The following is a 17049-nucleotide window of genomic DNA, read 5'->3' on the forward strand; positions in this document are numbered from 1 at the left end:
GCATGGTTAACGGACATATTCATTCACTCGAAACTTTCGGGACGGTTGACGGCCCAGGCATCCGCTTCGTGCTTTTTATGCAGGGATGTCACCTGAAATGCCAATATTGTCACAACCCGGATACATGGGCGCTTGATGGAGGCCGGGATATGAGCGTGGAGGAAGTTCTTGCTGAGATCGAGCCATACTTGACCTATTATCGCAGTTCGGGTGGCGGACTTACGGTATCGGGAGGCGAACCGACGCTGCAGGCTCATTTCGTCGGCCAGGTTTTCAAGGAAGTGAAGCGGCGCTGGGGACTGCACACCACCCTGGACAGCAATGGCTATAATGAACCTGAGCGTATTCTTGACTTGTTGGACCATACGGATCTGGTCATGCTGGATCTGAAACATATCGATGATGAAAAGCATATCAAGCTTACCGGGAAATCCAATGAGAGAACACTTCGGATGGCCCGCTGGTTATCGGATCATGGCCGGAAAATGTGGATTCGGCACGTATACGTGCCAGGCATTCATGATGATGAACAAGATCTGCTTAACCTGGGACGCTATATCGGAACATTGAATGGTGTGGAGAAGTTTGAGATTTTACCATATCACCAGATGGGCATATACAAATGGCAGGCACTGGGAAAAGTATATCCGCTCGAAGGCGTTCCGTCTCCTACCGAAGAAGAAGTGGAACGGGCTTATCGCTTGATTGAACAGGGGCGGAAAGAAACGACAGACACACTTGCTCGGGCAAAATGATCCATATCCATGGGTCCGATAGAAAATGAACCCACTCTTCAAACAGTCTTTGCGACAAACGTCGCAAGGGCTGTTTTTTGTTGCATTTTACATGAGGATTACGAAAAGGCTTGTTCAGTGAAGGATTTTATCCCCTTATTGATGAATTGTCATCCTTACGATGGTAGCTCCGGCTTTTTATAATCAGAGTGTAAAACCAAATGCGCAATATGCCGAGGAGGGTCAACGACGATGAAAAAAAGAATGATAATGCTGCTCTCACTGCTGCTGGTTACGTCCTGGACGCTGGCTGCATGTTCGGGCTCAGGGAACGAAAATCCGCAGGGAGCTTCAGGCTCCGAACCGGAGACGAGCAAGGAACCGGTGGAAATGCTGCTGCGTCACACCCAAGTAGGGGCGGATAAACAGAAACGGCTGGCCATTCTGCAGGACGTCGTCGACAAAGTGGAAAGTGAGGTCCCTAATCTGACCTTTACGCTGGACGGGGTTGAATCGGATGTGAACCGGAAGGAAAAGCTTCGCGGGGAAATGGCTGCCGGCAATCCACCGGATATTTTCGAACTGTTCGGCAGCCCGGACTCCAAAGTGTATGCCAAGGAAGGCATGCTGCTGGATCTGACACCGATTTTGCAAGAGCTGGGCATTCAGGATCAGTTTACATCCCTTGAACCATTCACGTATGAAGGCAAAGTGTATGGACTGCCGATTGGTGGATCAGGCGAAGGTTTTTTCTATAACAAAGAATATTTTGCAAAAAAGGGCTGGCAAGCACCAACGACCATGGCTGAGCTTGATAACATGCTGGCCGAGATCAAAGCGGATGGGAAAGTGCCACTTGCCTCTGCTTCCAAAGCGGGCTGGGTCCCGCTGATGTTGACGAATCATCTGTGGTCCCGTTATGCCGGTCCCGAGATTACTGCGAAGTTTGCAACTGGTGAAGCCAAATGGACCGATCCGGGTGTGATTCAAGGTTTTGCGAAGCATAAGGAATGGGTCGATAAGGGGTATTTCAAAAAAGGCGAGCTCGGCTTCGAATACGCAGAGTATACGACTCAATTCACAAGTGGTGAAGCAATATTGATGTACGACGGAACATGGAAATCATCAGTATTTAAGGAAGGACAGAGCGGGGAATCGTTGATCGGCAAGGTTGGATTCTTCAATATGCCGCCGGTAGAGAATGGCGTGGGAGATCAGACTTCCCTTATGCGTGACGTCAATAATGGATATGGCTTCTCGGCATCTGTAGCGGAAGATCCTCAGAAGCTGGAAGCGGTAAAAGCGTTCATCAAAAACTTCTATAATGAAGATATGCAGGTGCGTGGACTTGTGGAAGATGGAGTCCTTCCTGCCATGAAGCTGGATGAGAAGGTATTAACGGACAGCATTACCGACGAGCTGATGAAGGAAATCGTTGCTGTCCTGAATGCATCCCAGACATCATTCCCAGCCTTTGATGCGCTGGTACAGGCGGATGTGACCACCGAGATCAGCAATCTGCAGATTCAAAAACTAATTGGTGGACAGACCACGCCGGAGAAGATGGCGGAGGAGCTGCAGCAAGTTCAGGAGGAAGCCAACGCTTCTGTGGAATAATGGATCTACTCTACCCCAAGCTGCAACTGAAGTTACTGAAGGAGGCTGAATATGAATACTTCACTCCGCAGCCCACTCATTTACACGCTGTTTGTATTACCGGCATTGATCTTGTTTGTCATGTTTTTCCTGTATCCGATTGGCAGCTCACTGTACTATAGCTTGACCAGCTGGAATGGCGTTTCGACAGACCCACGATTTGTGGGTTTGTCGAATTACGCCAAGGCTTTAACCGATGAACGGTTTTGGATATCCACACGCAATAATGGCTTTTTTATCGGATTTTCCGTATTGATCCAGGTTCCGCTGATTGTATTATTCTCATTGCTTATTGCCAATGTCAAACGATTAAAGGGAGTATACAAAACGGCTGTTTTTTTACCTTCCATTATGTCGACGGCAGTCATCGGTATTTTGTGGGGATTTATCTATGAGCCCAACATCGGGCTATTGAATCAACTGCTCAATACGTTTGGCATTCCGCCGGTGTATTGGCTTTCGGATAATCGTTTCGCGATGCTGTCCATTCTTGTGACCAATGCCTGGCAGTGGACCGGATTTTACATTGTCATGGTGCTGGCGGCCATTCTCGCCATTCCCCGTGACCTGGATGAAGCGGCAGCCATCGATGGTGCGACGGCAGTGCAGCGGGCCACCCGAATCACGCTGCCACTCATCAGGCCCATTATTTCGGTTGTCATCATGCTGTCCATTGCCGGAGCGATGAAGGCAGCAGATATTGTGCTTGTAATGACCAAAGGCGGACCGGCCGGCTCCACCGAGGTGCTCGCTACGTATATGATCAAATATGCGATTACCAATTTTAAATATGGATACGGCAATACGGTAGCGGTCCTGATCTTTGCTCTGACACTTGTGCTGACGGCTGTGTACCAACTGCTCGTGGCAAGGCACAACGAAAGGGTGGAGTATTGATGGTAAAGCATATACGAGCCAGTATTCCTCATGTGTTGTTGATGTTATATTTGATCGCTATTTTATTTCCCTTTTTATTCGTTATCTTCTCTTCATTCAAACAGGATAACAATGAGATTGCTCTTCATCCTTTTGGTCTGCCAACGAACTGGGTGTTTAGCAATTACGTGGAAGCCTGGGTCAACGCCAAGATTGGTACGTATTTCTGGAACAGCATGTACATTTCGGTGCTCTCTTCGGCAGGTACCATTATACTGGGCGCCATGTTTGCTTTTGCTGTAACCCGGATGAGACACCGCAAGTGGAGCCTGTTTCTCTATAGTCTTATACTGGCCGGCATGCTTATTCCGAACAATGCGCTCATGCTGCCCATTTATTTGCTCGTCCGCAAGCTGGGCATATTGGACACGCATCTGGCTCTGATTGTTCCCTATGTAGCCAATGCCATTCCTTTTACGATTATCATACTGGCTGCTTTTATGAGATCACTTCCCGGAGAGATAGAGGAAGCAGCGGTAATGGATGGCTTGAGGGCCCCAGGGATCTTTGCTAAAATAGTGATACCTCTTACAGTTCCAGCCATCGTTACGGTATTTATCGTGAATTTCCTCGGCAACTGGAACGAATTTTTGCTCGCCAATTATTTCCTATCTACAGATAAGCTGCGCACCCTGCCTGTAGGCATGGTCCAGTTTCGTGATCAGTACCAGATGAACTATGCCCAGATGTCCGCAGGAATTGTATATAGTGTTGTGCCTGTCATTGTTATTTACGCCATACTGCAGGAGAAAATCATTGAAGGTGTGACCGCAGGCGGCGTCAAGGGTTGATGGCCTAAGCGGTTATTGGGGAGAACGGATATGAACTTGCGCATGAAGCTGGCCTTGGCATTTCTGCTGTTAATTATTGTACCGATGTGTGCACTGGGTATCGGGATGTTTCTGGTTACCTCACATACAATTGAGAAGAAATACAACCAACAGGCCGAATATGCCCTCCAGGCCATTAGTTACAATATCGAAAATGTTTTTCAGCAGATAAACAATGTCACGGATAACGGGATCGCCACGTCGGTATTTCAAATGGCACTTAACGCCAAAGATCCGACCAAGCAGGATCTCGGGACCGGTAATCAATTATCGCTCAATGCCAGCCAGCGCAATTTCCGATCTCTTCTATATAACTATCCGTTCATTAGCTATGCTTTCTTATATGATCTGCGTTCGTCCCAGAACAATCAGATCGTCTCCATATTTACCAAGGAAAATTTTGAAACGCTTCCTTTTCAGCAATTCAAGGTACACCCTTTATTTCAGGAAATCCATCAGCTTAATGGCGTGCCCAAATGGCTTGCCCCGCTTGAATATCCCGAACTTACCGGTAACGATCCTGTCTTTACGCAGATCAGGTTAGTGAAGGAACTCAGTTATTTTCAAAATATCGGAATTCTGGTGGTACAAATCAAAAAGGGGGAGATTGATCGCATCTTCCGGCATTTGCAGATCAGTGATTCCGCTCAAAATACGTCCTTTTTATTAATTAATGAAGAAGGTTTGGTCGTCTATGACCCATCCGGGCGGTACAGTGGGGAGAAGATGGAGAACCTCGGCGTAAACGCGGCCAGTTATGGACCCGGCTTCAGCAGCATCCGGACCGTATTTGATGGCACGGAGAGTATCCTGTCCCAGTATCATCTGAAAAACTACGGTTGGAGTTTAATCAGTGTCACCTCGTGGGAAGCGTTGTCGGCCGAAACCAATGTGTTTGCAGGCTGGTCGGTGATTATTATTCTGGTCTGTCTTCTTGCTGCGATGGTCTTCAACCTGTTTTTCATGAATCGGATAACCGGCAATATTGCGGTGCTGGTCCGCTTCATGCGGCGAGTCGAGGATGGTGACTTCAACGCACGGGTTGAAGGTAAGGGATTCGATGAGATGCAGCTTCTGGCCCATGGATTCAATGAACTGCTGGACAGGATTGGAAGCCTGTTTCGCCGTGTGCGGGCAGAGCAGCAGCAAAAGGCCAAGGCTGAACTGCGTGTGCTGCAGGCTCAGATCAAACCACACTTCCTGTTCAATACATTGGAATCCATCAACGGGCTTGCGATGCGAGGAGAGGGACGGAAAGTCAGCGAAATGGTAAACCGTCTTGGCAATATTCTTCGTATCAGTATTCAGGATCAGGAAGAAATTCCACTGGGCGAGGAAGTAAGGCATCTCCAGAGTTATCTTGAAATTCAGCAATACAGATTCAGCGAATTGTTTACGTACGAAGTGGATATTCCTACTCATTTATATGCATCCTCCGTACTTAAACTGACCTTGCAGCCTTTAGTTGAAAATAGCATTCAGCATGGCTTCGAGGGTATTGAGTACAAGGGAGTACTTCGAATCAGTGCGTTTGAGCTCCACCATAATCTGATACTGCAAGTGGAGGATAACGGACTTGGCATTCCCCAGGAAATAATGGGGAGATTCGAATATATGGCAGAGGATCCTCCGGAACATTCGCATGCAAAGGAAGGGGAGCTTTCCCTATCCTCCATGGCTGAACGCCGGGGACTCGGCTTACGAAGTGTAGCGGATCGGATACGAATTCGATACGGGGCGGGATATGGCATATTCATATGTTCTGCTCCAGGACATGGGACAGTGATTCAATGCATAATTCCACGATATGAGCAGGGGGATGCCTAGATGAATCTGACGGCAATGATTGTTGATGATGAGCTGCCGATTTTGGAAAATTTGAGACTGATCCTGCCCTGGGAGGACATGGGGATTGAAATTACGGGCACGGCCAGAAGTGGAATAGAAGCACTGGATAAGGTGGCTGATTGCCATCCTGACATTATGCTGTGCGATATCCGCATGCCTACCATGGATGGTTTGGAACTTATTCGAATCCTGCGCGAGCGGGGCGAGTCATGTGAAATTATTTTGCTGACCGGATATCAGCAGTTCGAATATGCCCGAACGGCCATCCGTTACAATGTACATGAATACATATGTAAACCCATTGATTACTCGGATCTGGAGAACAAATTACGTGAGTTAACTGAACAAATTATTCAGAAGAGAGTAACTAGTGAGTCTGAACGCCATCGAAGTATAGAAATGGAAAACTGGATCAGGCACAAACATGTGACAGACTTGCTGCGGGGTGAAAAGGAAAACCTGGCATGCTTCCCCGTGCAATCCTCGGAAACGTTGCCCTCTGCTGATCGCTATGTCCTGATTCTTGTGGATGCAGAAGGTTATTTCCGCCATTCCATCGGATGGACAGCTGACCAGCATCAGCAGTGGCATGATGAAATTCATACCAATCTTAGAGATCTAACCGAAATAATCGAAGGAAGCATCATAACTCACGTCCGTAAGGGAGAATGGGGGATATTGCTCAAGGCTTCGCTTGGATGGGAGACCAGAGCAGATCAACTAGCTCAGCGTATTCAAAAGAGACTTAATGCCATCTTTGCTGTTGACTCAGCAATGAAGGCAAGGATTATTCTGGATGATACGCCCGTATGTCTGGACCACCAGATTATTGAGCGATACCGGCACTGTCAGAAACAAAGCACCTCGCGTCCTTCGGTTTCGGAATGGATCAAGTCCGCATGTGAGTATATGGATACACATCTGGATCATGATCTTGGCATAGATGAAGTAGCGGATTGGCTTGGTATTAGTTCAAGTTATTTTTGTCAGCTGTTCAAAAGCCATGTCGGGGTCACATTTGTTGAATATATGACCCAGAAACGGATGGAAACAGCAGCGATGTTATTGAGTACAACGGAATGGAGCATTACGTCAATTGGGGAAGCCACGGGCTATAAAGAGCGGCGTTATTTCTCCAAGGTATTCCATAAACATTTTCATATGAAGCCGTCCGAATACAGGCAAAGCCATAGAATAGCCACTTCATTGGAGGAGGAAATGCATACATGAGCTCATGGGGACATTTCACACTGGAGCAAAAGGTGGGTCAGCTGTTTATGTGCGGCTTTCATGGACAGCAAGTGGACGAACAGATTACGCGGTTGATACAGGACTACCATGTTGGGGGTGTTATTTACTTCAGGCGCAACGTGGAAAGTGTGGAACAATTGACCCGTTTGTCTGCCGAGTTGCAGAGCTTGGCTGCAAAAAGCAGTGAGCTGCCGCTTATGATCTCGGTAGATCAGGAAGGCGGTATGGTTGCGAGAATTGATAAGGACGGGATTACCAGAGTACCGGGAAGCATGGCTCTTGGTGCAACAGGTCATCCGGACTATACGTATCAATGTGCGCGAATTCTTGGGGCTGAGCTTAAGCGGATTGGGATCGATATGAACCTTGCACCCGTTGTTGACGTGAACAATAACGTTCTTAATCCGGTGATAGGCGTGCGATCTTATGGGGAAAATGCCGAGAACGTCGCCGTCCATGGTGCGGCAGCCATTGCTGGATATCAGTCCAGCGGCATAGCTGCCACAGCGAAGCATTTTCCGGGGCATGGAGATACAGCCGTAGATTCACATCTTGGCATGGTAACGGTTCCGCATGAATGGCAAAGGCTGGAGCAGGTGGAGCTGCGGCCTTTTCGCCGGGCCATTGAGGCAGGTGTGGATGCCATCATGACCGCACATGTAATTTTCCCGGCAATTGAACCAGAGCCAATTCCCGCAACGTTGTCCCGTAACGTATTACATGAATTGCTGCGCGAACAAATGGGGTTTAAAGGAATTATTATTACAGATTGTCTGGAGATGCACGCAATATCCAAACCATATGGGGTTGCGAATGCGGCTGTTCGTGCGGTTAAGGCGGGAGCAGATTTAATTCTGGTCAGTCATACCCTGGAGGAGCAAATTGCAGCTATAGATGCTGTGGTGGAAGCGGTCCGCCATGGAGACATCGACGAGCAGATCATTGACCTGGCGCTGGAGCGTGTCGTGGATTGGAAGCAAAAACGCTGCGGTGATCAATCAAGTGAACAATTAAGTATGCCATATTCGTTTTCATCCGTTCCGGAGAATGTGCTGTTAGATGAAATTGCATGCAAGAGCATTACCGTAGTGCATAATGACGGTATACTGCCATTAAAGCCCGAACAAAATGTATTTGTTGTATGGCCTGAGGTTGTACAGCGAACAGAGGTAGATGAACCCTGGTCCCATTCGGATTCACTTGGGGTGGTGCTTGGACAATACAAAAATCATGTTCGTGAGCATAAGATAACAACACAGCCGTCATATGAAGAAGCAGAACGAATTACGAAAAGTGTAATGGAGGGAGAACAAGTCATTGTATGCACGTACACCTCGGCTGGGGTTCTTCCCAAAGGTCAGCGTTACTTGATTGAACGGCTGAGTGTAAACCATTCATTAATTGTTGTAGCTTTGCGTAATCCCTATGATCTGCTGGAAATACCCAGGCCGGGAGCTTACGTATGTACTTACGAAAATACACCTGCCGTGGTACGTGCACTCTCCTTGTTAATTACGGGTGAACTGAATCCGAGTGGAAGCTTGCCCGTCCGATTAAGTTAACTTTAAAGTGATAAAGACGGCCTTACTATTATGTGGTGATATTCATCCATATAATGGTAAGGTTTTTTTGTTGAATATATCATTTGAATCTTTGAATGATGATGAAATGATAACTAATTATTTTCATAGTGTTTTCGCTCTATTAAAACTTTACATTTCTAATCTATTATTTTTAGCAACTTTTCCCGGTGACAAGCGTCTAATAGTATGACTTTTTGAGGGGGATATTAATAAAATGGGAGCAGAAGGAGCCAAAGAAAAAGAATGAATTTGAAGAAGAAATTGTCTATACTTACCGCTTTAGCTGTTTTTCAGGCGTTTGCAGCCATTCCTGCGAATGCACAGGCAGCTGATCAAAGCGATTCGACACCAGTGAATACAGCCAAAGTTAAATCCGTTGAGGTTATTAAGAAAGAACAAACCATAGCGGAATCCGAAGTAAAAGATCAATCAGGTACACAGACTTCCGATAACGATACAACGGAGGAGACGAATCCTGAATCCACAGAATCATCAGGTACAGACGTTACTCCAGTTGACCCTGCAGCTCCTGCTGAATCTGAAGATGCAGAAGGTACAGAGGAAGAAGCGCCAGCACCTACACCTGTAGAGGTTGAGCAGCCTTCCACTAGTGGTCAGTCCGGAACTGCCGGCGGAGACCTGACGCTGTACATGAACAGCAATAAAATGGTGCAAGATGGCAAGACATACCTTGCCGGACAGCCGATGGCTGTCAAAAATGGTGTATCCTATGTAGCGATCCGCGCGCTGGTTGACCGAGTTGGCTATGATGTGAAGTACGACAACACGACCAAGGAAACGATCATTATTAGCGGGGAAGATGAGCTGCGTTTCAAGACCAACAGCAAAATCTATACCGTTAATGGTGAAGCAAGAACGATGAAGGGCGCTGCTTACCAACAAAAGAATACGTTTATGGTGCCGCTGACTTCAATTACACAGGCACTCAACATTACTTATACAGTGAACCAATCCGCCAAAACGGTGGTATTGAAACTGAGTACCAAACCGGTAGCCAGTTTCACGGTACCCAAAGAAGTTTTTGCCGGTGACAACGTAACATACACAACGAAATACAGTTCTCCCAAAGGACTGGATATTGTGGATGAGCGCTGGACTGGCCGTCAGGATTCGTTCGACCAACCAGGTACATATACGGTAACGTATGCTGTCCAGGATTCAAGCGGTCAATGGAGTGATCCTTACTCTGTCACAATCCAGGTCCAAAAACCCAATCTTCCTCCTGTAGCGATGTTCACTACAGACAAGGAAGAGTACAAAATGGGTGAAAAGATAACCTACATTGATCAAAGCACAGACGACGAGAATGCTATTGAGACAACAGAGTGGGACAACAACGCACTGGCATTCTTTGTTCCAGGACCGAAGACCATTACGATTACAGTTACAGACAAACACGGTCTGAGTAACAGCTATTCTAAAATCATCAATATCACGGGCGAAACGTTGTACACTCTCTCTGATTTCAATCAATTGTTCACACCGGTTGGTGGGAAGTTTACCTTCAATGGTGGAGAAGTACCTGCCATGGAGAAAGTTCCATACACTTACTATGATGAGCAAAGCATTCTGATTCGCAGTAACAGTCCGGAAACGGTCAACAGCGAAGGAATTGTCTACAAGGAATCTTCGATTGGACAAACACGTTTTATGATTCACCACGTGAATAATACAGGTAAAAACGTAAAAATGTACGTTGTGGCTACCAACAACAATATGTATCCGGCAACACTGGAGCAGCAAAACATGGGCTTCGCGGGTCCATCTCCGTTTGCTACTGTAGCTGGGAAGCTATCGATTGACCGCTGGTTCAAATCCATGCAGGAAGGCACTGGCAAATTGGACGTTGTCCTGCAGCCTGGAGAGAGCAAACTGGTTCTTACAGAACTTAGTGCTCTGCCGATGAAGAAGGGCCAAGTAATCTCCCTGTACTCCGATGTATTCAGCGATTACAGACTGGACTACAACATTATTATGATTGAAGAAAACAAAGACCCGATGGAAGTATGGTCTACGCTACCTGTACTGGATCGTGATGGTGTTCACAACCGGGGAACATACCCGAATGCAACACGTGTCATTACGTATGATCAGGAAGTAGGTGCGAAGCCTTCCCGTCTTCCGCTTGGTGACAATGCAAGTGATCCAAACCTGGTCGGAACAGACCCGATGGCCTACACAGATGCTTCCAACGCCGGTAACTTTGGTGTGCTTTATAAAATTACACTGAATAACGTAGCACCGCGTACGCTGATCTCGTTCAACCCTCGTGGTGGTAAATATTCCGGTGTGGCACTTGTTAATGGCCAGGTTGTGCAAATATCCGAGGGTAAATCCTTGAGTGCTCCTAACGAGCAAAGTGTACTCTACCGTACAGGCTCTTATGGTGAGAGTGTTACCATTCTGTTCTCAGCGGCCCCAGGAAGCAATCTTCCTGTCAATCTGTTGTTCACGCCGCTTCCAGCTGAGAAGTAATCTTGACCAGGCAACGAGGAACGGACGGTTTGGAGTGAAAGCTTATATCTTATATACCCGATCACCCCAAAAGTCGCCCGAAGAAATAATCTTCTGAACCGTCAGAGAAGGACTCCATGTGAATGGGGTCCTTTTTAATGAAACTCTTAATAAACTGACGATGAATAGTGAGCTAGCCGTTTCGTTGACTCTAATCCGAATTTGAGGCATTATTAGAATTATAATAACAAGCATGGTATCAGTGTTGCATAATTGTAATTCACATGAAGTCCAATGGGTAGCATCTGGACGAATATACTTTAGTAATCCAGCTTTTTGCTAATTTGGATTTGCTCTTAGGATGTATGCATAATGCTTGTATGACAGGAGGTGCTTGAAGTCATGCTGTCGACAGAACAGATTATTAATACTATGTCCTCACAGGGACTTCGCATTACGGATCAGCGGAAGACACTGGCCCGGTTATTTGCCGAATCTCCTGGGTATCTTACACCCAAGGACGTCTATGAATATATGGGTAAGACTTACAGCGGACTGAGCTTTGACACGGTATACCGGAACTTGCGTGTCATGCAGGATTTGGGTGTACTGGAGCAGGTCATTTTTGAAGACGGTGTAAAATTCAGAGCGCATTGCAGTGAAGATCACCATCACCATCATATGATCTGTCTGAAATGTCAGAAGACCTATCCGATCGTTTTTTGTCCGATGCAGCTGGCAGATGCTCCAGAACAGTTTCAGGTTGTGGATCATAAATTTGAAGTGTTCGGATACTGCAAAGATTGTGCGGAATATGCTCCGACGAAAGTGTCCACTGGGCATTCACACGATCACGGGAAACACTAACCATGAAGCTATCCCGCAGAGTGGCACAGGCGCCCATTCGGGTATATCGAAATTATATTTCTCCCTTGAAGCCACCTACATGTCGCTTCTATCCAACTTGTTCGGCATACGCAATGGAAGCGATTGAGGTTCATGGCGCATTCAAAGGTTCGCTGCTGGCTGCCAAGCGTATCGCAAAATGCCATCCGTTTCATCCGGGAGGCGTTGATCTGGTTCCGCCAAAGACAGAAAAAACGGTCATGGTACATGATGAGGGATAAAGGTGGAGTCATTAACCACCTGATCAAATGAATGACATGGTCGTAGTTGTGCAGCTGCCGACTTGACAAAGAGGGCAGCATTTCAGTATATTTTTCGTATAATGATTTCCAGTGAAGGGATAAGTACAGACACACCCCCAGTGCAGAGAGCCGGATGAGCTGAGAACCGGTCTGGGAGGAGGATGGAATATGGTCCCGGAGGAACCTCTTCCGAGCGTGCAGACGTGTATGTAGACGCTGTCGTAAGGTTGGGGCGTGATCCAGCGTTAATGGGCGGTCGAAGGACCGGCAGAGCCTGTGTTTTGCAAAAAGCACGGGGAATTTGGGTGGTAACACGTGAGATCTACTCTCGTCCCATAGGGGCGGGAGTTTTTTGTGTTCTTTTTTAGTTAAGAACGCGAAAGTAAGCATGACATATGAAGGAGGAGAAGTCTTTCATGACTGATCAAAAAACATTTTATCTGACGACGCCGATTTATTATCCGAGTGACAAATTGCATATTGGGCATGCGTACACAACGGTAGCTGGAGATGCAATGGCTCGTTACAAACGTCTGCGCGGTTATGCAGTGCGTTACCTGACAGGAACCGATGAGCACGGACAGAAAATTGAACGCAAGGCTCAGGAGAAGGGGCAGACACCACAGGCATTTGTAGACGACATCGTTGTAGGCATCAAGGAGCTGTGGAACAAGCTGGATATCTCCAATGACGACTTCATTCGTACAACGGAAGAACGCCACAAAACGGTTGTACAGGATATTTTCGATCGTTTGCTTAAACAGGGAGATATCTATAAGGGTGAGTACGAGGGCTGGTACAGCATTCCAGATGAAACGTACTACACGGAAACCCAACTGGTTGATGTGGAAAAGAATGAGAAGGGTGAAATTGTCGCTGCCAAAAGTCCAGATAGCGGACACCCGGTAGAACTTGTCAAAGAGGAATCCTATTTCTTCCGCATGAGCAAATATGCAGATCGTTTGCTGAAATATTATGAAGAGAATCCTGGTTTTATTCAGCCGGAATCCCGCAAGAACGAGATGATCAACAACTTTATCAAGCCGGGTCTGGAAGATTTGGCCGTTTCCCGTACAACGTTTGAATGGGGCGTTAAAGTCAAAGGCGATCCGAAGCACGTCGTATATGTTTGGATTGATGCATTGTCCAACTATATTACGGCTCTCGGCTACGGATCATCCGATTCATCACTGTATGACCAGTTCTGGCCTGCAGATGTTCATCTGGTAGGTAAGGAAATCGTTCGTTTCCATACCATCTACTGGCCAATCATGCTGATGGCGCTTGACCTGCCTTTGCCGAAAAAAGTATTTGCACATGGCTGGTTATTGATGAAGGACGGCAAAATGTCCAAATCCAAGGGCAATGTGGTTGATCCAGTGACCCTGATTGACCGTTACGGCCTGGATGCACTGCGTTATTATCTGCTGCGTGAAGTTCCATTCGGTTCGGATGGTACGTTCACTCCAGAGAGCTTTGTAGAGCGCGTGAACTCGGATCTGGCCAATGATCTGGGGAACCTGCTTAACCGTACCGTTGCGATGGTGGATAAGTACTTTGAAGGCAAGGCACCAGCATTTACTTCGGGTGTAACAGAATTCGATGCTTCACTGGAAGAAGCCGGCCTTGCTGCGGTGGATAAAGTGGAGCAGGCGATGGAAAATCTGCAATTTTCCGTTGCGCTGACGGCGATCAGCCAATTTGTTAGCCGCAGTAACAAATATATTGATGAGACACAGCCTTGGGCTCTGGCACGCGATGAAGCGAAACGGGATGAACTCGCATCTGTTATGTCTCACTTGATCGAAAGTCTGCGTATTGCTTCCATCTTGCTGCAGCCGTTCCTGACTCGTGCTCCGCATAAAATCTGGGAACAGCTTGGTATTCAGGAAGGCGAACTTACAGCTTGGGATACGTCTAAGCAGTGGGGTGTCATTCCAGCGGGTAATGCTCTGCAAAAGGGTGACCCAATTTTCCCTCGTCTCGACTCGGAGCAGGAAGTTGCGTATATTGCTGAAGCCATGACCGGAGGCAAAAAAGCGGAACCGCAAGCGGATGGCGCACAAGGCAATGCTGGTGATTCTGCGCAAGCTTCCGAACCTGTGACTGCACCTGAGAGCAAGGAAGAAATCGGCATCGACGATTTTGCCAAAGTGGAACTGCGTGTAGCACAGGTTATCGCCTGTGAACCGGTCAAAAAAGCAGATAAGCTGCTCAAATTGCAGCTGGATCTCGGTTATGAGCAGCGTCAGGTCGTATCAGGGATCGCGAAGTTCTACTCCCCGGAAGAGATGGTTGGACGCAAAGTCATTTGTGTAACGAATCTCAAACCAGTAAAATTGCGCGGTGAGCTGTCCCAAGGAATGATTTTGGCGGCATCTCATGGAGACCAATTAACACTGGCTACGGTACCGGACAATATGCCTAATGGTGCTCAAGTAAAATAAATTTGCTGAACATGTAGTCCGACGCTTGATTATATGAAGAATGAAGGTGACCCGATGCTATCGGGTCGCTTTTTTCTTTCGTCTTGATTGCCCCGCTAATAACGTAGGAAAACAAGCATATACTGTTATGAACTCTGCGCTCCAGGGGAGAATAAATAGGACCCGACCGCTTGACAACCACGTTCAGGTTACCTATAATTCTTTCAGTAATGTTTACGATTAAGAGATGCGGAGTGAAGCAATAGTGAAATGGTATAATGAAACAACACTAACCAGGAATACCCGGATACAGCATACAAGCAAACGTGGCCAAACCAGAACGAAATGGTTATGGAGCAGCTTGCTTATTCTCAGTTTGCTCATGTTATCGGCGTGTGGACAAAGTAATTCGGAAAGTGCCAAGATCGAGGAAGGCAAAGTGAATGTGATCACGAGTTTTTATCCTGTATATGCGTTTACAACAGCTATCGGCGGTGAAGACGCAAACGTTATTAATTTGCTGCCAACTGGTGTTGAACCCCATGACTGGACGCCAAAGAGCCAGGACATTGTAAACACCTCCAAAGCCCAATTGTTCTTATACAACGGTGCAGGCCTTGAAGGATGGGTACCTAACTTTCTCAAATCCCTTAACAGCGACACCCAAGTGAAGTCTGTGGCTGTAAGTGATGGAGTGAGCCTGCTGACGGCTGAAGGTGATGATGGGCATAACCATGGAGAAGAGCATGAAGACGAACACGCAGAAGAAGCAGGCACAGAGGACGTTGCAGACCATCACGTGGACCCTCACACATGGGTAAGTCCCAAGTCGGCTATCGTGATGGCTGAAAATATCAAAAATAGTCTGGTCGAAGTAGATCCTGATCATCAGGATGGTTACGAACAGCGTTATGAGGAACTTCGTACCAAACTCGAAGCGCTCGATCAGCGCTTTACGGACGAATTATCCAAAGTCTCCAATAAAGAAATTGTTGTGTCCCATCAAGCATTTGGATATCTTGCACGTGATTATGGTTTGACACAGCATGCCATCATGGGGCTATCCCCGGATGCCGAACCAACAGGTCAGGATATTGTTAATCTGTCCAAGCTTGTGAAGGAAGAGGGCATCAAGTACATTTTCTTCGAAGAGCTGGTCTCCGACAAATTGGCCAAAACACTCGCTGGCGAAGCCGGTGTGGAAACGATGGTGCTGAATCCGGTTGAAGGACTTACCAAGGAACAGGCAGCTAATGGGGATGATTATTTCACCCTGATGGAGAAAAATTTGCAAAATCTGCTGATCGCATTAAAATAAGATAGACTGAAGGATTCTTTTGCAATCCTTATATATAATGAAGGGCGGCTTTGCCATGCAGCAAATCATGCCACTATGTCATGATCCAATCATTGAGATTGAGAAGTTATCTTTCTCTTACGGTGACCAGCGAGTGATCGAAAATCTTGATTTTATGGTCAAGGAACGGGATTTTGTCGGTATTATCGGTTCAAACGGAGCGGGAAAAACGACACTGCTGCGCATGTTGGTGGGACTACTGCCTCCAGCGCAGGGGGATATCAAATTGTTCGGACAGTCGATTCGCAGATTCAAGGATTGGGAACGGATCGGCTATGTCCCGCAAAAAAATGCATTTAACCCATTGTTCCCTGCAACCGTGCGGGAAGTGGTCATGTCTGGCTTGTACAACAATAAGAATATGTTCCGCCGGATAACGCGCAAATCGCAGCAGCAGTGCACGGATGCACTGGAGGTTATGCGTATCGAGGATCTGGCAAACAAACGGATTGGACAATTGTCCGGAGGACAGCAGCAGCGTGTGTTTTTGGCACGTGCGCTTATCAATCACCCGGATTTGTTGATTTTGGACGAACCTACAGTGGGGATTGATGCCGAGTCTCAAGCAAGTTTCTTTGAGCTTATTACCCATATGCATGAACACCACCGGATGACGTTCCTGATGGTTTCACATGATATGGACCGGATGGAGAATTATCTTGGTTCAGAAGCGGCAGCAACCAACGGGAAAATCAACTTTCATGTTCGTCATTCGCATGAGGTGGAGGATTGTGCCGAGACCAATTTGCAGCATACTACTGCCCTGGTACGATAATGATATTGTACAACTAGATTAGACAAGGCT

General features: G+C 47.0%; 13 protein-coding genes. All 13 read left to right on the plus strand.

Annotated elements, in window-relative coordinates; translation table 11 throughout:
- The first annotated feature begins 2 nt into the window (after positions 1-2).
- On the plus strand, positions 3-755 hold the full coding sequence (gene pflA, locus AC3WQ3_RS04485) for a pyruvate formate-lyase-activating protein (RefSeq protein ID WP_492471550.1): 753 nt from the start codon (positions 3-5) through the stop codon (positions 753-755).
- A 231-nt stretch (positions 756-986) separates the two neighbouring features.
- On the plus strand, positions 987-2351 hold the full coding sequence (locus AC3WQ3_RS04490; RefSeq protein ID WP_154895496.1) for an extracellular solute-binding protein: 1365 nt from the start codon (positions 987-989) through the stop codon (positions 2349-2351).
- Between the two features lie 51 nt (positions 2352-2402).
- Positions 2403-3287, plus strand: coding sequence for a carbohydrate ABC transporter permease (locus tag AC3WQ3_RS04495; RefSeq protein WP_095359303.1), 885 nt, complete (start codon positions 2403-2405; stop codon positions 3285-3287).
- Positions 3287-4117, plus strand: a complete 831-nt coding sequence (locus AC3WQ3_RS04500; RefSeq protein ID WP_336780677.1) for a carbohydrate ABC transporter permease — start codon at positions 3287-3289, stop codon at positions 4115-4117. Before AC3WQ3_RS04495 ends, AC3WQ3_RS04500 begins: the two co-directional genes overlap by 1 nt.
- Positions 4118-4147: 30 nt before the next feature.
- Positions 4148-5983 carry a cache domain-containing sensor histidine kinase gene (locus tag AC3WQ3_RS04505; protein ID WP_492471551.1) on the plus strand — a complete coding sequence of 612 codons (1836 nt, stop codon included), beginning with the start codon at positions 4148-4150 and terminating at the stop codon, positions 5981-5983.
- Entirely contained in the window at positions 5984-7234 is a 1251-nt protein-coding gene (locus tag AC3WQ3_RS04510; protein ID WP_492471552.1) for a response regulator, read from the plus strand. It abuts the gene before it with no gap.
- Positions 7231-8817 (plus strand): beta-N-acetylhexosaminidase, encoded by a 1587-nt coding sequence (nagZ, locus tag AC3WQ3_RS04515; RefSeq protein WP_492471553.1) that lies wholly within the window; start codon positions 7231-7233, stop codon positions 8815-8817. The genes AC3WQ3_RS04510 and nagZ overlap by 4 nt, the downstream gene beginning before the upstream one ends.
- A 264-nt stretch (positions 8818-9081) precedes the next feature.
- Positions 9082-11334 (plus strand): stalk domain-containing protein, encoded by a 2253-nt coding sequence (locus tag AC3WQ3_RS04520; RefSeq protein ID WP_492471554.1) that lies wholly within the window; start codon positions 9082-9084, stop codon positions 11332-11334.
- Positions 11335-11715: 381 nt separating this feature from the next.
- Complete coding sequence (locus AC3WQ3_RS04525; RefSeq protein ID WP_336780682.1) at positions 11716-12180, plus strand: Fur family transcriptional regulator; 465 nt, start codon at positions 11716-11718, stop codon at positions 12178-12180.
- 2 nt (positions 12181-12182) lie between these two features.
- Entirely contained in the window at positions 12183-12440 is a 258-nt protein-coding gene (yidD, locus tag AC3WQ3_RS04530) for a membrane protein insertion efficiency factor YidD (RefSeq protein WP_127537919.1), read from the plus strand.
- Between the two features lie 437 nt (positions 12441-12877).
- Entirely contained in the window at positions 12878-14908 is a 2031-nt protein-coding gene (gene metG / locus AC3WQ3_RS04535) for a methionine--tRNA ligase (protein ID WP_127537920.1), read from the plus strand.
- A 361-nt stretch (positions 14909-15269) separates the two neighbouring features.
- Positions 15270-16205, plus strand: coding sequence for a metal ABC transporter solute-binding protein, Zn/Mn family (locus tag AC3WQ3_RS04540; RefSeq protein ID WP_255247901.1), 936 nt, complete (start codon positions 15270-15272; stop codon positions 16203-16205).
- A 55-nt stretch (positions 16206-16260) separates the two neighbouring features.
- Entirely contained in the window at positions 16261-17019 is a 759-nt protein-coding gene (locus AC3WQ3_RS04545) for a metal ABC transporter ATP-binding protein (RefSeq protein ID WP_492471555.1), read from the plus strand.
- Positions 17020-17049: the final 30 nt, after the last annotated feature.

The organism is Paenibacillus sp. FW104-T2, assembly GCF_058789975.1.